Annotated in this window: 22 protein-coding genes, 1 tRNA gene and 3 pseudogenes; 12 read left to right on the top strand and 14 right to left on the bottom strand. The window is 65.3% G+C overall.

Annotation, left to right across the window (positions count from 1 at the left end; translation table 11 throughout):
* The first annotated feature begins 97 nt into the window (after positions 1 to 97).
* Positions 98 to 595: a cupin domain-containing protein gene (locus AB0T83_RS01605; RefSeq protein WP_366190968.1), complete on the top strand. Its 498-nt coding sequence runs from the start codon at positions 98 to 100 to the stop codon at positions 593 to 595.
* 7 nt (positions 596 to 602) lie between these two features.
* On the opposite strand, the gene AB0T83_RS01600 is transcribed toward AB0T83_RS01605, so the two are convergent.
* Complete coding sequence (locus tag AB0T83_RS01600; RefSeq protein WP_366190966.1) at positions 603 to 1,667, bottom strand: DUF3616 domain-containing protein; 1,065 nt, start codon at positions 1,665 to 1,667, stop codon at positions 603 to 605.
* 92 nt (positions 1,668 to 1,759) lie between these two features.
* Between AB0T83_RS01600 and AB0T83_RS01595 the strand changes: the two genes are divergently transcribed.
* The 3 genes from AB0T83_RS01595 to AB0T83_RS01585 all read left to right on the top strand — a co-directional run bounded on the left by AB0T83_RS01595 (position 1,760) and on the right by AB0T83_RS01585 (position 5,021).
* Positions 1,760 to 3,814: an ASKHA domain-containing protein gene (locus AB0T83_RS01595; RefSeq protein WP_366190965.1), complete on the top strand. Its 2,055-nt coding sequence runs from the start codon at positions 1,760 to 1,762 to the stop codon at positions 3,812 to 3,814.
* Positions 3,815 to 4,195: 381 nt separating this feature from the next.
* Entirely contained in the window at positions 4,196 to 4,486 is a 291-nt protein-coding gene (locus tag AB0T83_RS01590) for a hypothetical protein (protein ID WP_366190963.1), read from the top strand.
* Between the two features lie 133 nt (positions 4,487 to 4,619).
* On the top strand, positions 4,620 to 5,021 hold the full coding sequence (locus AB0T83_RS01585; protein WP_366190961.1) for a hypothetical protein: 402 nt from the start codon (positions 4,620 to 4,622) through the stop codon (positions 5,019 to 5,021).
* 199 nt (positions 5,022 to 5,220) lie between these two features.
* Here the strand turns inward: AB0T83_RS01585 and AB0T83_RS01580 are convergent, their stop codons facing one another.
* Positions 5,221 to 5,400, bottom strand: a complete 180-nt coding sequence (locus AB0T83_RS01580) for a hypothetical protein (RefSeq protein WP_366190959.1) — start codon at positions 5,398 to 5,400, stop codon at positions 5,221 to 5,223.
* Positions 5,401 to 5,630: 230 nt separating this feature from the next.
* Here AB0T83_RS01580 and AB0T83_RS01575 point away from each other — a divergent pair.
* Positions 5,631 to 5,704 (top strand) — tRNA-Gly (locus tag AB0T83_RS01575).
* Positions 5,705 to 5,902: 198 nt separating this feature from the next.
* Here AB0T83_RS01575 and AB0T83_RS01570 read toward each other — a convergent pair.
* From AB0T83_RS01570 to AB0T83_RS20570, 3 pseudogenes are all read right to left on the bottom strand, one after another.
* A pseudogene (locus tag AB0T83_RS01570) lies at positions 5,903 to 6,121 on the bottom strand (IS3 family transposase); the annotation flags it as partial.
* Positions 6,122 to 6,156: 35 nt separating this feature from the next.
* A pseudogene (locus AB0T83_RS01565) lies at positions 6,157 to 6,348 on the bottom strand (IS256 family transposase); the annotation flags it as partial.
* Between the two features lie 6 nt (positions 6,349 to 6,354).
* Positions 6,355 to 6,701, bottom strand: a pseudogene (locus AB0T83_RS20570) (IS110 family transposase); the annotation flags it as partial.
* Here AB0T83_RS20570 and AB0T83_RS01555 point away from each other — a divergent pair.
* Complete coding sequence (locus AB0T83_RS01555) at positions 6,700 to 7,092, top strand: integrase core domain-containing protein (protein WP_366190955.1); 393 nt, start codon at positions 6,700 to 6,702, stop codon at positions 7,090 to 7,092. The pseudogene AB0T83_RS20570 and the gene AB0T83_RS01555 sit on opposite strands and share 2 nt — an antisense overlap.
* 75 nt (positions 7,093 to 7,167) lie before the next feature.
* Here the strand turns inward: AB0T83_RS01555 and AB0T83_RS01550 are convergent, their stop codons facing one another.
* From AB0T83_RS01550 to AB0T83_RS01540, 3 genes are all read right to left on the bottom strand, one after another.
* Entirely contained in the window at positions 7,168 to 7,341 is a 174-nt protein-coding gene (locus tag AB0T83_RS01550; protein WP_366190953.1) for a hypothetical protein, read from the bottom strand.
* 30 nt (positions 7,342 to 7,371) lie between these two features.
* A complete protein-coding gene (locus AB0T83_RS01545; protein WP_366190952.1) occupies positions 7,372 to 7,773 on the bottom strand; it encodes a hypothetical protein in 402 nt (133 codons plus the stop codon).
* Between the two features lie 101 nt (positions 7,774 to 7,874).
* Entirely contained in the window at positions 7,875 to 8,981 is a 1,107-nt protein-coding gene (locus AB0T83_RS01540) for an anhydro-N-acetylmuramic acid kinase (RefSeq protein ID WP_366191092.1), read from the bottom strand.
* Between the two features lie 113 nt (positions 8,982 to 9,094).
* Here AB0T83_RS01540 and tyrS point away from each other — a divergent pair, with 113 nt between their 5' ends.
* Positions 9,095 to 10,348, top strand: a complete 1,254-nt coding sequence (gene tyrS / locus AB0T83_RS01535) for a tyrosine--tRNA ligase (protein ID WP_366191090.1) — start codon at positions 9,095 to 9,097, stop codon at positions 10,346 to 10,348.
* Between the two features lie 93 nt (positions 10,349 to 10,441).
* On the opposite strand, the gene AB0T83_RS01530 is transcribed toward tyrS, so the two are convergent.
* Positions 10,442 to 10,591 (bottom strand): hypothetical protein, encoded by a 150-nt coding sequence (locus tag AB0T83_RS01530; RefSeq protein WP_366190951.1) that lies wholly within the window; start codon positions 10,589 to 10,591, stop codon positions 10,442 to 10,444.
* A gap of 45 nt (positions 10,592 to 10,636) precedes the next feature.
* Between AB0T83_RS01530 and AB0T83_RS01525 the strand changes: the two genes are divergently transcribed.
* Entirely contained in the window at positions 10,637 to 11,608 is a 972-nt protein-coding gene (locus AB0T83_RS01525; RefSeq protein ID WP_366190949.1) for a GNAT family N-acetyltransferase, read from the top strand.
* On the opposite strand, the gene AB0T83_RS01520 is transcribed toward AB0T83_RS01525, so the two are convergent.
* The 4 genes from AB0T83_RS01520 to AB0T83_RS01505 all read right to left on the bottom strand — a co-directional run bounded on the left by AB0T83_RS01520 (position 11,572) and on the right by AB0T83_RS01505 (position 14,482).
* Entirely contained in the window at positions 11,572 to 12,546 is a 975-nt protein-coding gene (locus AB0T83_RS01520; RefSeq protein WP_366190947.1) for a DUF3179 domain-containing protein, read from the bottom strand. The genes AB0T83_RS01525 and AB0T83_RS01520 overlap by 37 nt on opposite strands.
* A 100-nt stretch (positions 12,547 to 12,646) precedes the next feature.
* The gene (locus AB0T83_RS01515; RefSeq protein ID WP_366190945.1) at positions 12,647 to 13,297 is read right to left on the bottom strand and encodes a VPLPA-CTERM sorting domain-containing protein; all 651 of its coding nucleotides are present in this window, start codon (positions 13,295 to 13,297) and stop codon (positions 12,647 to 12,649) included.
* A 122-nt stretch (positions 13,298 to 13,419) separates the two neighbouring features.
* The gene (locus AB0T83_RS01510; RefSeq protein ID WP_366191088.1) at positions 13,420 to 13,977 is read right to left on the bottom strand and encodes a peptidylprolyl isomerase; all 558 of its coding nucleotides are present in this window, start codon (positions 13,975 to 13,977) and stop codon (positions 13,420 to 13,422) included.
* A complete protein-coding gene (locus tag AB0T83_RS01505) occupies positions 13,970 to 14,482 on the bottom strand; it encodes a peptidylprolyl isomerase (protein ID WP_193141625.1) in 513 nt (170 codons plus the stop codon). The genes AB0T83_RS01510 and AB0T83_RS01505 overlap by 8 nt, the downstream gene beginning before the upstream one ends.
* Before the next feature lie 213 nt (positions 14,483 to 14,695).
* Between AB0T83_RS01505 and AB0T83_RS01500 the strand changes: the two genes are divergently transcribed.
* The 4 genes from AB0T83_RS01500 to AB0T83_RS01485 all read left to right on the top strand — a co-directional run bounded on the left by AB0T83_RS01500 (position 14,696) and on the right by AB0T83_RS01485 (position 18,720).
* Positions 14,696 to 15,886: a phosphoglycerate kinase gene (locus tag AB0T83_RS01500; protein ID WP_366190944.1), complete on the top strand. Its 1,191-nt coding sequence runs from the start codon at positions 14,696 to 14,698 to the stop codon at positions 15,884 to 15,886.
* A 99-nt stretch (positions 15,887 to 15,985) separates the two neighbouring features.
* Positions 15,986 to 16,912, top strand: a complete 927-nt coding sequence (locus AB0T83_RS01495; protein WP_366190943.1) for a class I fructose-bisphosphate aldolase — start codon at positions 15,986 to 15,988, stop codon at positions 16,910 to 16,912.
* A 221-nt stretch (positions 16,913 to 17,133) separates the two neighbouring features.
* On the top strand, positions 17,134 to 18,342 hold the full coding sequence (locus tag AB0T83_RS01490) for an MFS transporter (protein WP_366190941.1): 1,209 nt from the start codon (positions 17,134 to 17,136) through the stop codon (positions 18,340 to 18,342).
* Between the two features lie 87 nt (positions 18,343 to 18,429).
* Positions 18,430 to 18,720 carry an FtsB family cell division protein gene (locus AB0T83_RS01485; protein WP_366190939.1) on the top strand — a complete coding sequence of 97 codons (291 nt, stop codon included), beginning with the start codon at positions 18,430 to 18,432 and terminating at the stop codon, positions 18,718 to 18,720.
* Between the two features lie 14 nt (positions 18,721 to 18,734).
* Here the strand turns inward: AB0T83_RS01485 and cysE are convergent, their stop codons facing one another.
* Positions 18,735 to 19,532 (bottom strand): serine O-acetyltransferase, encoded by a 798-nt coding sequence (gene cysE / locus AB0T83_RS01480; protein ID WP_366190937.1) that lies wholly within the window; start codon positions 19,530 to 19,532, stop codon positions 18,735 to 18,737.
* Positions 19,533 to 19,566: the final 34 nt, after the last annotated feature.

The raw sequence follows: 19,566 nt of genomic DNA, 5'->3' as shown, positions 1-19,566 counted from the left end.
TGAAAACGACCCGCGCCATGCCGCTTTCGAAGGCGACATGGCAGCTGCATTCCGGCATCCCGCCCCAATCTGGACCAGAGGCGACGGGAGGCGCAGCATGGCAAAGGATTTCGGATCACAGGCCACGATCCTGCACTGTGCGGAACTGCCGATGGAAAGCTTCTCGGACCCGGATTATGGCAACGTGCGCTGGCAGACCCTGTTCACCGCCGACCGTACCGACACCACCGGGCTGACCTGTGGCGTCGCACATCTGCGGCCCGGCGACTGCCTGGCGCTGCATCGCCATGCCCATCCCGAAACCTACTTCGGCCTGTCGGGCCGGGCGCGGATCATGGTGGACGGCGTCGCCCACGAGCTGACCCAAGGCACTGCCATCTTCATCCCCGGCGGTGCCATCCACGGCATGTTCGCCGACAGTGAAGAGGCGCAGATCCTCTACACCTTCCCGGCCAACAGTTTCAGCGAGATCGAGTATCAGTTCCTGATGGATGCCGCGCCCAAGGCCCCCGCCGTGGCCGCCGTGCAGTCCCGCCAGCTGGACCTGATGGATGCCCTGTCAGAGGACTACAGCACCGACACGACGCTGCAATAATCCGCGCTCAGCCGGTCAGATGCCACAGATCGGCCAGAAAATCGGCCGATCCTTCGGGGGTGCGGGCCGTTTCCGGCGAATCGTGGACAATCAGCCAGGTGTCGTCGTCGTATCGCGCCAGCCCCTCGGGATTGTCGCTGGCCGCCGCATAAGGCAGGCTCAACGCGACCGCCATCGGGCCATGGGTGCCGGCGGCCCGCGCCTGCACCGCGCCGGGCCAGCGATAGACCCGCGCCCTGCCATCGCCCGCCAAGGTGGTGCCGGTCAGCAGCAGCAGGTCATCGCCGTCGAAGGCCAGATCGCGAATGCCCGCGCCGCCCAGATCCAGCGCATGCAGGCGATAGCGTTTGCGCCCGTCGATCCGCTGCGCCTTCAGATGGCCCTTGCGGGTGACCTTCAGGTGAAGCTCCAGCACGATCGCCTGCCCGCGCAGCACCGGCCCGCGCAGCCCCAGCCAGACCCGTTTGCCGCGCGCGGCGATGCCTTCCACATCCAGCCCGTTGTCCTTGCTGGGCAGATCCAGAAACGGTGCCAGCAGAGGATCGCGCGCCAACCATTTGCGCAGCGCTCCGTGCTTGGAAAACGCCACGTGCTGGGCGCGCCGCTTGCCGTCGCGCGCCACCGGAAGGACCCGGCCCTCCGGCCCCGCCACCAGCGGCACCCGGCCCAGGAATTGCCGGTTCCGATCCCAGGTGATCTTCGACATGGCCTTCAGCCCCTTGGCCCCGGTCTTCCCATCGGGTTTGCCCCGCTTGAGCGAATGCGAGCCGGTGATCCACAGCCAGTTCCCGGCAATCTCCAGCCCTTCGATGTCCATCTCGCCGTCGCCCTCGGGCAGATCCACCCAGTCGGACAGATCCACATGGGCATGATCGCCCCAGGTGTCCCCGGTCCAGTGCAACAGCTCCACCCCGGCGGTCTCATCGCAGGCCAGCATCAGCGTCTTGCCGCGCCGCACCACCGCCGACAGATCCTGCCGCACCGCCTCGTCCGAGACCTTGGGATGGGCGGGCGGCTTGAAAGAAAGCACCAGACGCGTCGCAGACGGTTCGGGAAGGTCGGTGTCAGGCATGGGTCATGTCCCTTCAGCTTGCATGAACAAGGGAATGGGCGTCAGTGTGACCGCCCGCACGCCCTGCGGCAAGCCAAACCAGAGGACATTCCGTGACCGCCCCGAAAGATCCCCTTGTCGTTTTCCTGCCCTCGGGCAAACGCGGGCGCTTTGCCCCCGGCACCCCGGTTCTGACCGCCGCGCGCCAGTTGGGCGTCGATCTGGATTCGGTCTGCGGCGGGCGCGGCATCTGCTCGCGCTGCCAGATCACCCCGGCCTTCGGAGACTTCCCCAAGCATGGCATCCATGTGGGCACCGAGGCGCTGTCTGGCTGGAACGCGGTCGAGGACCGCTACAAGTCCAAGCGCGGGCTGATCGACGGACGTCGGCTGGGGTGTCAGGCGCAGATCACCGGCGATGTGGTCATCGACGTGCCGCCCGAAAGCCAGGTCCATCGCCAGATCGTGCGCAAGGCGGCCTCGGACCGGGTGATGAAGATGGATCCGGTGACCCGGCTGTATGTGGTCGAGGTGGAAGAACCCGACATGCACGAGCCCACGGGCGATTTCGAACGGCTGGCACGCGCGTTGCAGGCGCAATGGGGCGTGGCCGGGCTGACCGCCAGTCTGCCAGTGCTGTCCCGTCTGCAACCGGTGCTGCGCAAGGGCGGCTGGCAGGTCTCGGTGGCGGTGCATGACGACGGCCACGGCGCGCCGGTGCTGCTGGATCTCTGGCCCGGCCTGCACGACGGCGGGCTGTACGGGGTGGCGGTCGATCTGGGCTCCACCACCATTGCCGCGCATCTGTGCGATCTGGTCTCGGGGGCGGTTCTGGCCTCGGGCGGGATCATGAACCCGCAGATCCGCTTTGGCGAAGACCTGATGAGCCGGGTCTCCTATGGCATGATGAACCCCGGCGGCGACCGCGAGATGACCGCCGTGGTGCGCGCCGCCCTGAACGATCTGCTGGCCGATCTGGCAGGCCAGGCCGGGATCGAGGCGCGGCTGATCTTCGAGATGGTGCTGGTCTGCAACCCGGTCATGCATCATCTGGCGCTGGGGATCGACCCGCTGGAACTGGGACAGGCGCCCTTCGCGTTGGCAACCTCGGATGCGCTGCGGCTGTCGACGCGCGATCTGGGGCTGACCAACACCGGCGCAAGCGCGCGCCTCTATGTGCTGCCCTGCATCGCCGGCCATGTGGGCGCCGATGCCGCCGCCGTGGCGCTGGCCGAGGCGCCGGACCGGTCCGACGATCTGGTTCTGGTGGTGGACGTGGGCACCAATGCCGAGATCCTGCTGGGCAACCGCGACCGGGTGCTGGCCTGTTCCTCGCCCACCGGCCCTGCCTTCGAGGGTGCCCAGATCAGCGCCGGACAGCGCGCCGCCCCCGGCGCCATCGAACGGGTCGAGATCGACCCCATCACCAAGGTCCCCAGGTTCCGCGTCATCGGCAGCGATCTGTGGTCCGATGATCCTGCCTTTGCCGAGGCCACCGCCGCTTCGGGCATCACCGGCATCTGCGGTTCGGGCATCATCGAAGCGGTGGCGGAAATGCGCATGGCCGGACTGCTGGATGCCTCGGGGCTGATCGGCTCGGCCGAGGCGGCGGGCAGCGGCCGGCTGATCCCCGACGGGCGCACCCATTCCTACGTGCTTCATGATGCGCGGGCGACGGGCGGGCCGCTGATCTCGGTGACCCAAGGCGACATCCGCGCGATCCAACTGGCGAAATCCGCGCTTTACGCGGGCGCGCGGCTGTTGATGGACGAGATGGGCGTCGATCAGGTCGAACGGGTGGTGCTGGCCGGGGCCTTTGGCGCCCATATCTCGCCCAAGCACGCGATGGTGCTGGGGATGATCCCCGACTGCCCGCTGGACAAGGTGCAATCGGCGGGCAATGCCGCCGGAACCGGGGCGCGGATGGCCTTGCATTCCCGCGCCGCGCGGGACGAGATCGAGGCCACGGTGCGCAAGATCACCAAGGTCGAAACCGCCATCGCCCCGAAGTTCCAGGAACATTTCGTCAACGCCAACGCCCTGCCCCACGCCACCGATCCTTTCCCCGAATTGCGCCGGATCGTGACCCTGCCCGATGTCGGCTTCGGCGCAGGTGGAGGCGGCAGCGACGGCGACGGTGGACGCCGCAGACGCCGACGGCGCGGCTGAGAAAAACCCCGCGAAGCCGCATGACCGGCGCGCGGGGCTTGGCTTTTGCAGTGTACCGGGCGGGCGTAGCTCAATGGTAGAGCGGGCGCTTCCCAAACAGGAAAGTTGACATTCACTCCGTGTCACCGGGTTTCTAAGAGTTTCATTTTGTTGGAAGACTGATCGCATGGCGGAGCGCTGAGTAGCGCCGCATGGCACACCCTATCCGACAAAATTCCGACATGCCAAAGCTTACAGAAGCCTTTGCGCGCAAGCTGCACTTCTCAGCGTCCGGGACGAACAAGCACTGGAACAACTACGTCAGGGCGCGCGTCCTCTTCGACGGGAAGCGCTCGAAGACCCGGTATTCTCAGAAAGGTGTCGGCGCGATGACCCCATCAGGTGCTGACCGGGCGCCATCCCCAGATCAGCGCGCAGGCCGCAAGGCAGACTGCGCGCGGCCTCGCCATTGAGATGGGGAGAGGTGCCGGCAAGGCGATCCAGATCGGCGCGCCGCGGCTCGAGGCGGCAATGGAGGCCAATCTCGCCTGGCCAAGCTTCGATCGCCGATGGAAAGCACCTGCGCGGCAGTTTCAGAACACATCGTTTCCCCGTCAGCGAGATGAAGGCTCGCGGATACCTGGAGCGGATCTGTACGCTTTTGCCCGCGAGGTCACCGGTACAATTCAGTGACGCGAATGGTGGTGTTCACCCGGCGATTAAAGAGGCATTAATTGGTTTCAGGCGGCGGATCATTTGACAAAGAGACGATCGTGGCACTCGGTAATGCTCTTGTTCTCGGATATCGACGAACGATTGTAGGTCATTGGGCGACAAGCATGACCGAGGCGCGGAGTGGCGTCGGCGCCGCGAGAAAGATCCGGGCTTTACCAGGCGGGAGTATTCTTGGATCATCCAGCACCGCGATCTCAGCGAAGCACTGGGCGATGCCGGCTTGCTCGACCGGTGGCTTAGCCGGTCCTACAATACCGATATCTGCTACCCCGCACGCGGCTGGCTGCTTATCGCGAGCGAGTTGAACGAACTGACAAAGAGCGACGCCGATTTTGCTAAGTTGCGATTTTGCGATGTGAATTTCTCGGAGGAACTCAGTCAGTATGCTGGCATCGAGGATGCAACAGAGTCGTCCGAGTTCCGGACTCCACTGGCATCGCTCGATCCTACTCCGCGCACGCAGGCCACTCCGCCATTTGTCAACATGACCTAGACCCGGACGGTTGGTAATTCGCTGGGGTTGCTTGCAGGCGGCAACGAGCGCGGCGGCACGTGCCGTGCCAGCCTCGAGTGCCGGGATGCACTTCATGCCCTTGGGCTGGAGTAGGTCGTAATCGCCCGACCAACGCTCGACACCGAGACCGAGTGCGCCTTGTTCGGTGCAAAGCGCCGACGAGAAGGTGTATTTTTTTTCAGCTGAAAGTTCCGATCAATTCCTCCAAGCCAGCGCCGTTGACCAGTGGCACGGCCATCAGGCGCCGCTTGCTGCCCGCCTTCGTAGCTTCGACATATTCGGGCTTGCCCGGTCCGACCACCACGCGGTCGGGCATCTCGCGCGGATTGCGTGCTTTGGGCATCTCGGCTTCGGCCATCGCCGATTATTCAGCGAACGTGGTTTTCTTAAGTTTAGATGCGGAAAGCCTGGTGGCGAGGCGCGCGTTGCGTTCGGCTTTGGCCACGTCAGTCACTCCATTACTGAAGCATGCATGAATGTTTCGCGATCGGATGGGTTCAATGGATCCGTGCCCTGATGGTCGTCAACCGGTGAAACTACCGATCCCTATTGCATCCGGCGCGTCCACTGTCTAAGACGACTGGCGCGGCGGGTATGGTGTAGTGGTAGCGCGCCGGCTTCCCAAGCCTGAAGTGCGGGTTCGATTCCCGCTACCCGCTCCAATCTTCTAGTAGTCCATGCTTCTTGGCAGAAGTAGCACATTGTGTTGCAGTGCTTTGCGTCGGCGCGATCAGTAGTATCGTGGCTGATTGGGAGTGCGCGCCGCTGAAACTGACAAAGTTCAATGTTACCAATTTCCGATCCGTGTCTGTTGGCGGTTGGCTTGATGCCCACGATGTAACGTCGCTTGTCGGGGCCGATGAGTGCGTGTCGACAACGGTCAGGATACACAGCGTTTTTCCCAGGGCGAGCTGGTTGTGGACAAAATCCATCGCCCAGACATCATTGGGTCCGATTGCTTCCTGGCGGTCCTCACGCAGCTTGGCCTTCACCCGCCGCTTCGGGTGCTTGTTCCCCAGCTGCAGGCCCAACTCATTGTAAAACTTGCGCGTCTTCATAATGTCTATCACCCATCCTTCCCAAGCTATGGCTGAATTTGGGTGATGCGGCCTGATCAGGCGGCGCGGTTTCCGGTCTCTACGCCCGCGACACCGTCGTTGATCTTGATGCCTTGGATCACAAATGACAACTGGTTTACTCCGGTGAAGCGGCGCCATTTCTTCGAAGCGGCCTGGACCAGCTTGAACACCATTGGCTTTGCTGTCTTCTGGGACAGCACACCTTTGGTTCCGACGGCTCGGTGCCGTTCGACAAAAGCGGCGTGGGCTGCGCTTTCCGCATCGAAATCGTCGTCCTTGCCTCGGCGACGTCGGTCATGCTTGTCAGGCGCAGTGACCCCCAGAACCTCGACGCCAGCCGCCTGCATACAACGCAGCAACCCCGCACCATGGCTCCCCGAACATTCGATGCCGATGCGCTGCAAATCGCTGAACAAACGCATCCAGGCGAGCATCAAGCGATGCCCATGTCGTGTCGTGTCGTGGGGAAGCTCTCGACACCGAGATCGCGATCCCGTTGGTCGACAACGGCCGCAACGTGCAAATCCTTGTGGGTATCGACGCCTCCGACGACGTGAGACGCTTTGGGGTGTTCGGCCATGTGGTGGTCTGAACTGATGCGGTGGATGGCCGAGGCCGGGATCGGCACGCCGGTCGGCAGCGTCTGGGATTCCTGTGACACGGCTCCGGCCGAAACCATCATCGGCCTGTTCAAAACCGAGGTCATCAAGTTCCTCGGCCCCTGGAAGTCCGTGGGTCAGGTCGAATGGGAAACCCTGAAATGGGGTGACTGCTACAACAACACCCACCCGCACAGCGCCATTGGCGACGTCGCGCCGCAAGAAGCAGAGGAAGCCTTCCATGCAGGCCTGAACGCTGTCAGAAAAGCAGCCCAATCATCGAACCAGAAACCCTCCTGTGAACACGGGGCGGTTCACTTCTTTACAAACCAGTTTACTGTTCCAATTGGGTCAATAGTCGCTAAAGATTAAGCTTCCCAAGCAAGTGACAAGGGTTCGTGTCCCTTCACCCGCTCCAGTCCGTTCGTGATCGGACCCCTTGCCGCCTCAGAAGGCCGGCCAGATGAGGTTGAACACCAGCATCACCGCAAAGACCCCGGCAAAGAGTTTCCAGTCCCACTTCTTGTGCTCGCGATCAATGATCCCGAAGTGGCGCATGCCGGTGATGGTCAGCAGGATCAGCACCGCCGAGATCGCGGCGTGGACGAGGTCGATATGCATTGGCGTTTCCTGTCGCGGTAAGTTCGGACACTATTGAATTGAAAGATCAAGGTTGTAGCCCACGGTCTTGCCGCTGTCGCGATCATCCCCCATCAGATAGGTGCGGATCGTGTATACGCCGTCTTTCGGCAGGTCGATGAGGGCAGTGTTGCCGTCCCGCGACCCGATGTAGATTGCCGCGCCATCGCTGCCCGGCGGCAGGATGTTGAAGTAGATCGTGCCGTGGCCGTCGGTCTCGGCAACGCGCAGTTCCGCGAACATCTGCTGCCCGCCCTTGGCGCGCAACTTGTGATCGACATAGGCGTCACCGGTGAGAGTGCCGGTGACCATCGCGCCATAGTTGCCCTTCTCGAAATGCACCTCTTCGGACATTTGCGAGAAGGCGGGGCTGGCCACGGCCAGGGCGACGGCCAGCAGGGGAATGCGAAACATGGGACCTCCTCGCAGTAGGTGGTAGTGGGGACACATGCGCGCCCCGTCTCGATGATAGCAGCGCACCGGCACAAGGAAAGACCAGCCCGACGACAAAAAAGCTATGCCTGTGCCGCCACGGGCCAGGACACCTGCCCGCCACTCATCGGGGCCGGTGCGCCGGTGGTATCTGGCCCGCTGATCGGCAGGCCACGGGCGCAGCGCACGGCCAGATAGGCGAAGGCCTGCGCCTCGATCATGTCGCCATCCAGCCCCGCGTCTTCCGCCGGAACCGTGTCGCAGGGCAAATGGTGGCGCAACCGGGCCAACAGCGTGGCATTGTTCCGGCCGCCGCCGCAGACAAGTATGCGGGTCGGCGGGCGTGGCACCGCCTCTAGCGCGCGGGCCACGGCCAGCGCCGCCGCTTCGGTCAGGGTTGCCACCGCATCGGCGTCGTCCAGCCCGGCCACCGCCTCGGCCAACCCGGCGAAGTCATCGCGGTCCAGGCTTTTCGGTGGCGGTTTGCGGAAATACGGATGCGCGCGGAAATCTGCCAGGACCTGTGGATCGGGGCGGCCCTGCGCGGCCAGCGCGCCGCCCGCGTCCTGCCCGACCCCGCGCCGCGCGCGCATCAGATCGTTGATCGGCGCATTGGCCGGGCCGGTGTCGAAGGCCAGCATCGCGCCGGGGGCAAAGGGCGCCTCGGCCTGCGGATCGACCCAGGTGATGTTGCCGACGCCGCCAAGGTTCAGGAAAACCACCGGCGCCTGCGCCCCGATCCACTGCGCCAGCGCGAAGTGGAACACCGGCGCCAACGGCGCCCCCTGCCCGCCAGCGGCCACATCGGCGCTGCGGAAATCCCAGGCCACCGGAAGTCCAAGCTCGCGGGCCAGCCGCGCACCATTGCCGGTCTGATGGGTGCCGCGCGCCCCTGGATCATGGGCCAGCGTCTGGCCGTGAAAGCCGATCAGATCGCCGCCCATGTCGCGCAGCAGGTCCAGATGCGCCACCTCGATCACCTGAGCGGCTTCGGCCACCCCCGGATCGCCCGGCCAGCGCCCCAGCGCGGCGCGCAGCACTGCCGTTTCGTTGTCCGAAAACCCGCGATAGCTGGACGGCCCAAAGCCGAAGATCCGTTCGCCATCGGTGTCCAGACCCGCCACGTCCACCCCGTCCAGCGAGGTGCCGGTCATGCAGCCGATGGCGCGCACCGCACGGCCTGCTGTGATGGTCTTTCCCTTCATCGGCCTACCCCGTATAAGCGCCCGGCAACGCGCGCGCGCCATCCCTGTTTCCGTGCGCGCCATAACGCGCGCCCTGCGCAAAGATGGACCGATCCGATATGACCTACCACCCGAAATCAGATTTTCTGCACGTGATGGTCAGCCGCGGCTTTCTGGCGGACTGCACCGACATGGAGGGGCTGGACGAAGCCCTGCTGACGGGCGGGATGCCGGGCTATATCGGCTTCGACGCCACGGCAAAATCGCTGCACGTGGGCTCTCTGATCCAGATCATGATGCTGCGCTGGATGCAGCAGACCGGACAGAAACCCATCGTCCTGATGGGCGGCGGCACCACCAAGGTGGGTGATCCGTCGTTCCGCGCTGACGAACGGCCCCTGCTGGGCCCCGAACAGATCGACGACAACATCGCCGGCATCCGCCGCGTGTTCCAGAACTATGTCGGCTTCGACGACAGCGCCACCGGCGCTCTGATGCTGAACAACGCCGAGTGGCTGGACGGGTTGAACTACCTCGATTTCCTGCGCGACATCGGCCGGCATTTCTCGGTCAACCGGATGCTGAGCTTCGAATCGGTGAAATCGCGGCTGGACCGCGAGCAGTCGCTCAGCTTCCTTGAATTCAACTACATGATCCTGCAGGCCTATGACTTCCTGGAACTGAACCGCCGCTACGGCTGCCGGTTGCAGATGGGCGGCTCGGACCAATGGGGCAACATCGTCAATGGCATCGACCTGACCCGCCGGGTGCTGGACAACCAGATTTTCGGCCTGACATCGCCGCTGCTGACCACCTCGGACGGCCAGAAGATGGGCAAGAGCCAGAACGGCGCGGTCTGGCTGAACGGCGACATGCTGAGCCCCTATGAGTTCTGGCAGTTCTGGCGCAACACCACAGACGCGGATGTGGGGCGGTTCCTGAAGCTCTACACCGAGCTTCCGGTCGGCGAATGCGACCGTCTGGGCGCGCTGGAAGGTTCCGAGATCAACGAGGCCAAGATCCGCCTGGCCAACGAAGTCACCGGCCTGCTGCATGGGGCCGAGGCGGCGGCGGCGGCCGAGGCCACCGCGCGCGAGGTGTTCGAAAAGGGCGGTGCCGGAGACGACCTGCCCACCTTGACCCTCAGCCATGAAGATCTGGGCGAGGGCATTTCGGTTGTGCAGCTTATCGTGAAAAGCGGCCTGGCGAAATCGGGCAAGGAGGCCAAGCGCCTGATCTCGGACAATGGCGCGAAGCTGGACGATGCACCGCTGACCGACGCCGGGCTGATGATCGACGCGGGCGCGCTGTCGGCCCCGATCAAGCTGTCGGCGGGCAAGAAGCGGCACGCGCTGGTGGTTCTGCAGGACTGATCCGCCATCGGCGGCGATCTGGCAGGCGGTCGATCCTCGGGTTGGGCGCCTGTTTGGCGTTTCATTGGCGCGGAGGGGCGATGATCCCCGACATCACAAGAACCAGCGCAGCACCGCTTCCAGCAGGCTGAGCAGCACGAAGACCGGCACCGACAGCAGCGCGGCCAGCCAGAACAGCCCCGCCGGGGTTGCGCGGGGGCTGGGGATGCGGTGACCGAACACCGATGTCAACCGAGGTTTCATCCCCGCATTAACCCCGGCTTAGTTTGCGTCGGGGTTAACAGGGGCATGGCAGAGTGGCGCGAGACCCCTTTCAAACACCCCGTGGCCGAAGCCGCCTTGCAGCAGCATCCCGCCTATGGACGCGCTTGCCGGGTGTGGGGGCGCGAGGTGCGCTGTTTCGTGCTGGGCGACAGTACCGCACCGCTGGCCACCGCGCAGGTGCTGGTGCGGCGATGGCCGGGGCTTGGGAAGGTGGCGCTGCTGTCGCGCGGGCCGATCTGGGGCGCTGGGATTCCGGCGGCGGTGCGCGGGGCCGCCTTGCCGGACCTTCTGGCGCATTTGCGGCAGGACCACGCAGGTCTTATCGCCACGCCCGAGATCGGGGAGGAAGGCGATCCGTTCGCGGGCCTTGGCTATCTGCCGATGATGACCCCGGCGCATGTTGTGGAACTGGATCTGGGCGGCGGCCCGGCGGCGATGCGGGCACGGCTGCGGGGCAAATGGCGCAACCGGCTGGTCCGGGCCGAGGCTGCGGGCCTTGAGGTGTGGCAGACCCGGATGACCGGCGACACCGGCCATTGGCTGTTGCGCGCCGAGGCCGGGCAGGCCAAGGCGCGCGGCTATCGCCGGTTGCCGCCGGGGTTCACGGCGGCCTTCGCGGCGGCCTCGCCCGGCGCGGCGCAGGTGTTCACGGCCTATCTTGCGGGGGAACGCGTGGCCGGCATCCTCGTGCTGCTGCATGCGCCCACCGCCAGCTATCACATGGCGTGGTCCGCGCCGCAGGGACGCGCGGTCGGGGCCGCCAACCTGCTGCTGTGGCGGGCGATGCAATGGGCGGCGGCGCAGGGCTGCACCCGGCTGGATCTGGATCTGGTGGACACCGAGACCGCCCCCGGGCTGGCGCGCTTCAAGCTGGGCACCGGCGCCACGCCTCGCGCGCTGGGGCACACATGGATCGACGCGCCGGGCACGCGGCTGGTGGCGCGGCTGTGGCCGGGCGGTCAGCGCATCCAGATGCCGTCGGGCCAGAAGGCGTGAAAGGCAAAGGCGAACAGAACGTCATGGGGCACATCCCGGCCCGTGGCCGCGTCGCGCACGCGGATCGAGCCGACGTCGCGCCCCTGCCCGATGCGCGCGGTGTCCAGCGCCGAGGCCTGCCCGGCCTGCCACGTCAGGCGCACCCCGGCCTCGGTCAGGTCGGGCGTGACGCGCAAGCGGGTCAACGGCCAGGCCCGGTCCCCCACCCGCACCACCCGCGCCAGCGGCGGGATGCCATGGGGCGGGTCTTCGCCGGAATACAGGAACGGGCGGCGGGCGCTGTCATAGGAGGTATAGGGGTTGCGGCCATAGGCGCGCGCCGCAGCGGGTTCGTCCATCACCTGCCCCTCTGGCGCGCGGGCGGCAAATTCGGCCCAGCTTTCCATCCGCGCCGGAAGCTGGGTCAGTTCCGTTCCGGTCATCGTGCCGACGATGGCGGTGCCGATGGCCTGCTGCCACCAGCTTTCGGTCTGGCGGTCGTACATGATCATGTCCGAATGACGCAGCAGCCCCGAGACGCCGAAACTCAGCTCCTGCCCCGCGACCCGGCGATCGAAGACCATGCCGGAATTGCACAGCGGACAGAAGGTCACCGCCACCGGCACGCCGCCCACCCGATCATTCACGATCTCGTGCCACATCAGGTAGCGGATCGGATAGGCGCGTGCGGCATGTCCGGGCAGGTCCAGCGACAGCACCGGCTCGCGCGGATCAAGCCGGGTTTCGGCGGACACGGCCAGGAACCGGGGTGCGTCGATGGCCGGAATGCCGTCCTTGGGCGGGCCGCCCGAGAAGATCTCGGACCAGGGCACGGTGGTCTGCGTGAAATCGGTGGACGGCCAGGCCTGCGACCAGCGCGCGGGATCTGCCGCGGCCACGCTGGCCAGCAGCCCCAGGCCCAAGGCCAGAAGATAGGATCGGATGGAAATGCTTCGCATGGACACCCCTCGAACCGCTTTGGGATCAGGATGGCCATGAAGAGGGCCCATGCGAAGGGGGTGTCACGCGAAGGTGACGCCCCGTGCGCGCGCCGCCGGCTCAGGCAGTCCGGCGACGATAGCGCAACAACCCCAGACCCGCGAGGGCCGAGGCAATCAGGCCAAGCCCCGCCGGCAACGGAACGTCGCTGGTGGGCACGGCATCGAAGGTGACTTCCGACAGGAACACCCAGGCATTGCTCCGGGCGATGGTGAAGGTCAGCTGGCTGGCGCTCACCCCGGTCAGATCGTAGTCGAAGGCGAAGGGCAGCACGTCGCCCGGCGGATCGGTCACTGCGACCGTGGCCCCACCCGTGCGGGTTACGGCGCGCGGTGGCGACACGCCGCCCGCACCGCCGGAATCGTCGAAATGGAACGTCGCCGAGTTGAAGTTCGTCAACTGGTTGAAGAAGAAGGTGATCGTGGGGTCGATGGACCAGCCGACATAGGGACCGGTGGGCGACCCGGCGGGCGGCTCCACCACGGTCCAGTTCTGGGTCGCGATGACCCCGTCGGTCAGATCGCCTGTGCCACCGGACAGCGGCGCATTGACCGTGGTCGTGGACCCGCTGCCATTGTAGCTGTCGTCGAAATACCAGTAGGACCCGGTATTGCCGTTGGGCATCGAATAGCTTGTCGGGGATACGCTAACCGCCAGCGCAGACGTCGCTGACAAGGCGGCCACAGAGGCCGCGCAGAAAAATTTGAACATTGTGTCCTCCCTGTGCAACCACATCCATCGGTGATGCTGACGCAAGGGAAATCGTAACACTTTTTTAACGGATTTCGAAGCGAAAAGACCCGCCCCCGGCGTCGGGGCGGGTCCGGTTTGCCTTACTCGGTGACCGTCACGGTCACCATGCGGTCGGGCGCGCCGACCACGGTGCCATTGGCGCCGGTGCCACGCTTGATGGCGTCAACGACGTCCATCCCGTCGGTGACACGGCCCACCACCGTGTACTGGCCGTTCAGGAAATCTCCCGGCCCGAACATGATGAAGAACTGGCTGTTGGCGCTGTCGGGATCCTGCGACCGGGCCATGCCCACGGTGCCGCGCTCGTACGGCACCTCCGAGAATTCCGCCGGAAGGTTGGGCCGGTCCGAGCCGCCGCGCCCTGCCATGCGCATGTTGAAATCATCGCCGGTCTTGCCGAATTTCACGTCGCCGGTCTGCGCCATGAAGCCGTCGATGACGCGGTGAAACACCACCCCGTCATAGGCCCCTTCCGAGGCCAGCGCGGTGATCTGCTCGACATGCTGGGGCGCCACGTCTTCCAGCAGGTCGATGGTGATGGTGCCCTGGGCCTCGCCGTCGACTTCGATCACCAGACCGGTGGCGCCGGCCTGCGCGGCGCACAGGCTCAACCCAACAGCAAAGGCGGTGTTACGCATCTGCATCGGCGGCCACCTTGACGCTGATCATCCGGTCAGGGTTTGCCGCAGGCTCGCCCCGGGTGATGGCATCCACATGCTCCATCCCGTCAATCACCCTGCCATAGACCGTGTACTGACGGTTCAGGAAGTGGTTGTCGGTGAAGTTGATGAAGAACTGGCTGTTGGCCGAATTCGGGTTTTGCGACCGCGCCGCGCCCAGCGTGCCACGATCATGCGGGATGCCCGAGAATTCCGCTGGCAGATCCTTCAGGTCCGAGCCGCCGGTTCCGGCGCGACGGATGTTGAAGTCCTTTTCCATGTTGCCGTGCTGCACGTCGCCGGTCTGGGCCATGAAGCCGTCGATCACCCGGTGGAAGGCGACATTGTCATAGGCGCCGCTGCGCGCCAGTTCCTTCATGCGATCACAATGCATCGGCGCGATGTCCGGCAGCAGTTCGATCACCACGGTGCCGCCCTTCAGTTCCATCAGGATGGTGTTTTCGGGGTCCTTGATCTCGGCCATACCGATCTCCGTTCGTGTAGTTCGTCCAGAATGAATCCGCGCGACCCTAGGCCGGGTCCGACCCGAAGGTCCAGACCCGATTCGCATCCCCGGCAGGTCACCTTCGCGTGCTTGAGACGCAATGCCGCGACCTCGGCCACCTTGATCAGAGGCGATTGACCTCCTGCCGGTTTCGGGGTGAAAGGAAAGCAGACCAGTTAAGGGAGATGCCGGATGGCCTGGAAAACACTCGATGACATGGATCTGACCGGCAAGGTGGTCCTGACCCGGGTGGACATCAACGTCCCCATGGCCGACGGGCGCGTCACCGACGCCACGCGCATCGAACGGATCAAGCCCACCGTCGACACCATTCTCGCCAAGGGCGGCAAACCGGTCCTGCTGGCGCATTTCGGTCGGCCCAAGGGCAAGGTCGTGCCGGAGATGTCGCTCAGCCACATCCGCGGCGCGGTGCAGGAGGTTCTGGGCGTGCCGGTGGAATTCGCCGAGGATTGCATCGGCCTGCCCGCGAAACTGGCCGTCGGCGGTCTGGCCGAGGGCACGGTGCTGCTGCTGGAAAACACCCGCTTTCACGCCGAGGAAACCGAGAACGGCGCGCGGTTTGCCGCCTCGCTCGCCGCCCTCGGCGATGTCTATTGCAACGATGCCTTTTCCGCCGCCCACCGCGCCCATGCCTCGACCGAGGGCATCGCCAAGCTGCTGCCCAATTGCGCCGGACGACTGATGCAGGCCGAGCTTGAGGCGCTGGAAGGCGCGCTTGGCAATCCCAAGCGCCCGGTGGTGGCGGTTGTGGGCGGGGCCAAGGTCTCGACCAAGCTGGATCTGCTGGGCAACCTGGTGGCCAAGGTCGATACGCTGGTGATCGGTGGCGGCATGGCCAACACTTTCCTGGTGGCGCAGGGCGCCCAGATCGGCAAATCTCTGGCCGAGCCCGACATGGCCGAAACCGCGCTTGAGATCGTCGAGAAGGCCCGAGAAGAAGGCTGCACAATCCTGCTGCCCGCCGATGTGGTGGTGGCGCGCGAATTCAAGGCCGGGGCCGACAGCGAAACCGTGGCCAGCGACGCCTGCCCCGAAGACGCGATGATCCTCGATGCCGGCCCCGAGGCCGTCGAGGCCATCAAGGCCGTCTTCGCCCAGTCCCAGACCCTGATCTGGAACGGCCCGCTCGGCGCCTTTGAAATCCCGCCCTTCGACAGCGCCACCAATGCGGCGGCGCTGGCGGCGGCGGAACTGACCCGCGATGGCAAGCTGGTTTCGGTGGCTGGTGGCGGCGACACCGTGGCGGCGCTCAACACCTCCGGCGCGGCAGGGGATTTCTCGTATATCTCCACCGCTGGCGGGGCCTTTCTGGAATGGATGGAAGGCAAGACCCTGCCCGGCGTGGCTGCTCTGGCAGACTGAACGCGATATATTGTGCCTGTTAGCGGTCACAGCCGTTGAACCGCCGATGGCGCTTGCCTATCAGATTAATCAGTCCTCACCCGTGAAAGGTGCAAACGCATGACCACTGAAATCGTCAAGAACATCCTGAAGAACTACGAGGGCGAGACCCCCGGCGTGAAGGCAAAGCTGCACAGCATGCTGATGCAGGGGGCGCTTGGCGGTACCGGCAAGATGATCATCCTGCCCGTGGACCAGGGGTTCGAACACGGCCCCGCCCGCAGCTTTGCGCCCAATCCCGAAGGCTATGACCCGCATTACCACTACCAACTGGCCATCGACGCCGGGCTGTCGGCCTATGCCGCGCCGCTGGGGCCGCTGGAAGCGGGTGCCGACACCTTCGCCGGGCAGATCCCGACCATCCTGAAGTGCAACTCGGCCAACTCGCTGATGTCGGGCACCGCCGGCAAGGATCAGGCCGTCACCGCCTCGGTCGATGACGCGCTGCGTTTGGGCTGCGCCGCCATCGGCTTCACCATCTATCCCGGCTCCGACTGCGCCATCTCGATGATGGAAGAGATCGTCGCCATGCGCAAAGAGGCCGCCGCCAAGGGCATCGCCACGGTGATCTGGTCCTACCCGCGCGGCGAAGGCGTCACCAAGGACGGCGAAACCGCCATCGACGTGGCCGCCTATGCCGCCCATATCGCGGCCCTGCTGGGCGCCCATGTCATCAAGGTGAAACTGTCCACCGATCACCTGATGCTGCCCGAGGCCAAGAAGGTCTATGAGGAACAGCAGATCTCGATCGCCGAACAGGCCGAGCGTGTGCGCCACTGCGTGCAGTCCTCGCTGAACGGCCGCCGGATCATCGTCTTCTCGGGCGGCGCCAAGAAGGGCGCCGACAGCGTCTATGACGACGCCCGCGCGATCCGCGACGGCGGCGGCAACGGCTCGATCATCGGCCGCAACAGCTTCCAGCGCAGCAAGGCCGACGCGCTCGACATGCTGGGCAAGCTGATCGCCATCTACAAGGGCGAAGCCTGACCCAAGGCCCAGAGACCTGAGGAACCGCCCGGAGCATGCTCCGGGCGTTTTTCGTTCCGCGCCCCGAAAGGTCGGGCCTCCACCGGTCATCCCCACCGCCCAGACCGCCCCTGCTCCAGCATTTTCGTGACAAAGGATGCGCCTCCCGCGTAGGCTGGACCGGCAGGGATCAGGCACGGCCGTCTTCGGGCGGCGCCAGACTGTGTGCAAAGGGGCTGACCATGACGGACAAAGCCGACCTTCCCGAACCTGCATATCGCTGGACCATTGTTGTTTCGGCGGCCCTGATCCTCGGCATCTCCATGGGCACCCTCGTCAACGGGCTGTCCGCATTCCTGGTGCCGCTGGAAGCCCATTTCGGCTGGGACCGGGCGCAGGTTTCGGCGATCAATTCCTTCGGCCTGATCGGCATTGCCGCCGGCGGCATCGTCATGGGGTTTCTGGCCGACCGGATCGCCACGCGCACCATCTGCCTGATCGGCGCCATGTCGCTGTCCGGCGCCCTTATACTCGCCGCAAGCGCGCAGACGCTGGCCCAGTTCTACACCCTGTTCTTCTTCGCGGGCGCCATCGGCGGCGGCAGCCTGTTCGCCCCGATCATCGCCCTGGTCGGAAGCTGGTTTCGAACCGGCACCGGGCTGGCCATCGGCATCGCATCGGCCGGTCAGGCGCTGGGTCAGGGCATGGTGCCCTTCGCCGCCGGGCACCTGATACAGGCGTCCGGCTGGCAGTCGGCGCTGACGATCCTTGGGGTGGTCATTGCCGCGACCGTGGTGCCGTTGTCGTTCCTGATGCGCGCCCCGCCAAAACCGGCAAGCCGCGCCTCGGCAGCGACCGCAACCGCCCCCGTCTTGCCCGCTTGGATCGTCCTGCCGGCGCTGTCGCTGGCGGTTCTGGGCTGCTGCACCGGCATGGCGGTGCCGCTGATGCACCTGGTGCCGTTGATCCAGCAGGTCTGCGGCGTCGGCGCCGAAGCGGGCGGCCCGTTGCTGGTCGTGCTGACCGCCGCCATCGGCGGACGCATCTTCTTTGGCATGCTGGCCGACAGGATCGGCCCCGCCCGGTCGTGGATGGCCGCGACGGCATGGCAAACCACGCTGATGATGGGCTTCGTCCTGCTGGGGTCGATGCAGGCGTTCTGGCTGTTCTCGCCGCTTTACGGCTTTGGCTATGGCGGCGTGATGACCGGCGTGCTGGTCACGGTTCAGGCCTTCGCCCCGCCCGCGCGTCGGGCCATGTCCACCGGGATCGTCCTGGCCGTAGCCTGGCTGGGCCATGCCCTGGGCGGCTGGCAGGGCGGGTTGTTCTTCGACCTGACCGGCGCCTATTACTGGACCTACGCCAACGCGGTCATCGCCGGTCTGATCAACCTGTCGGTACTGGGGGCCATCCTGCTTCTGGTCCGGCGCCGTTCGGCGGCTGCGGCCTAGCCGCCCGCACCGCGCGCGCCGCCGATTTGGGATTCACAGGCGACGCGTCCTGTGGCAATGTCGGTGGAAAATATCTGAGGCAGTCACATGCAGGGTTCGGGCTTCGGCTTCCTGATCTACACCACCGTCGCCGTCATGCTGGGCGGCTATTTCGCCTTTGCCGCCCTGCAAGGCGATCTCGGCGTGTTGCGGCGGCTTGAGATCGAGGCCGACCAAAGTCGGCTTGAAGCCCAACGCGACGCGCTTCAGACACGGGTGGACGCCCTGAAGAACAAGACCCACCGATTGTCCGACAATTTTCTGGATCTGGATCTGCTCGACGAACGCGCGCGCGAGGTTCTGGGCCTCATGCGCGCCGATGACCTGATCATCCGCTAGGGCCGCGCCCGACCTCAGATATGCTGATCCATGGTGATGGCGGGCTGGTCGCAGCCGGCCTCGCCCACGATTTTCGCGGGCACCCCGGCCACGGTGGTGCAGGGCGGCACCTCTTCCAGAACCACCGAGCCTGCGGCGATGCGCGAGCAATGGCCGACCTTGATGTTGCCCAGAACCTTGGCCCCGGCCCCGATCAGAACACCGTCGCCGATCTTGGGGTGACGGTCGTCATCTTCCTTTCCGGTGCCGCCAAGGGTCACCGAATGCAGCATCGAGACATTATCGCCGACCACCGCGGTCTCACCGATAACGATGGAATGGGCGTGATCGATCATGATCCCCTTGCCCAACCGGGCCGCCGGATGCACATCGACGCCGAACAGTTCCGACACCCGCATCTGGATGAAATAGGCCATGTCGCGGCGCCCCTCCCGCCACAGCCAATGGGCCACGCGATAGGCCTGGATGGCCTGGTAGCCCTTGAAGAACAGGATCGGCTGGATCATGCGATGGCAGGCCGGGTCGCGTTCGTAGACCGCCACAAGGTCGGCGCGTGCGGCCTCCTCGATGCCGGGATCCGAGATGAAGGCCTCCTCGACGATCTCGCGCAAAAGCTGGTCCGACATTTCCGCCGAGGCCAGTTTCATCGACAACCGGTATGACAGCGCGCGGCTGAGCGAGGGGTGATGCAGGATGCTCGAATGCACCAGCCCGCCCAAGAGCGGCTCATCGCGGATGGTCGCCTGTGCTTCTTCGGTCACCTGCGCCCAGACAGGATCGAAGGCAGCAAACTGCGTCTTTGGATTGGACATGGCGGCCTCCCGGCGTTGCGTACCGAAGCAACTT

Origin of the sequence: Meridianimarinicoccus marinus, assembly GCF_040689105.1 — a bacterium.
Lineage (GTDB): Bacteria > Pseudomonadota > Alphaproteobacteria > Rhodobacterales > Rhodobacteraceae > Meridianimarinicoccus > Meridianimarinicoccus marinus.
Note: the sequence above shows the minus strand (reverse complement) of the source record. Positions and strands in the feature narration are given on the sequence as shown.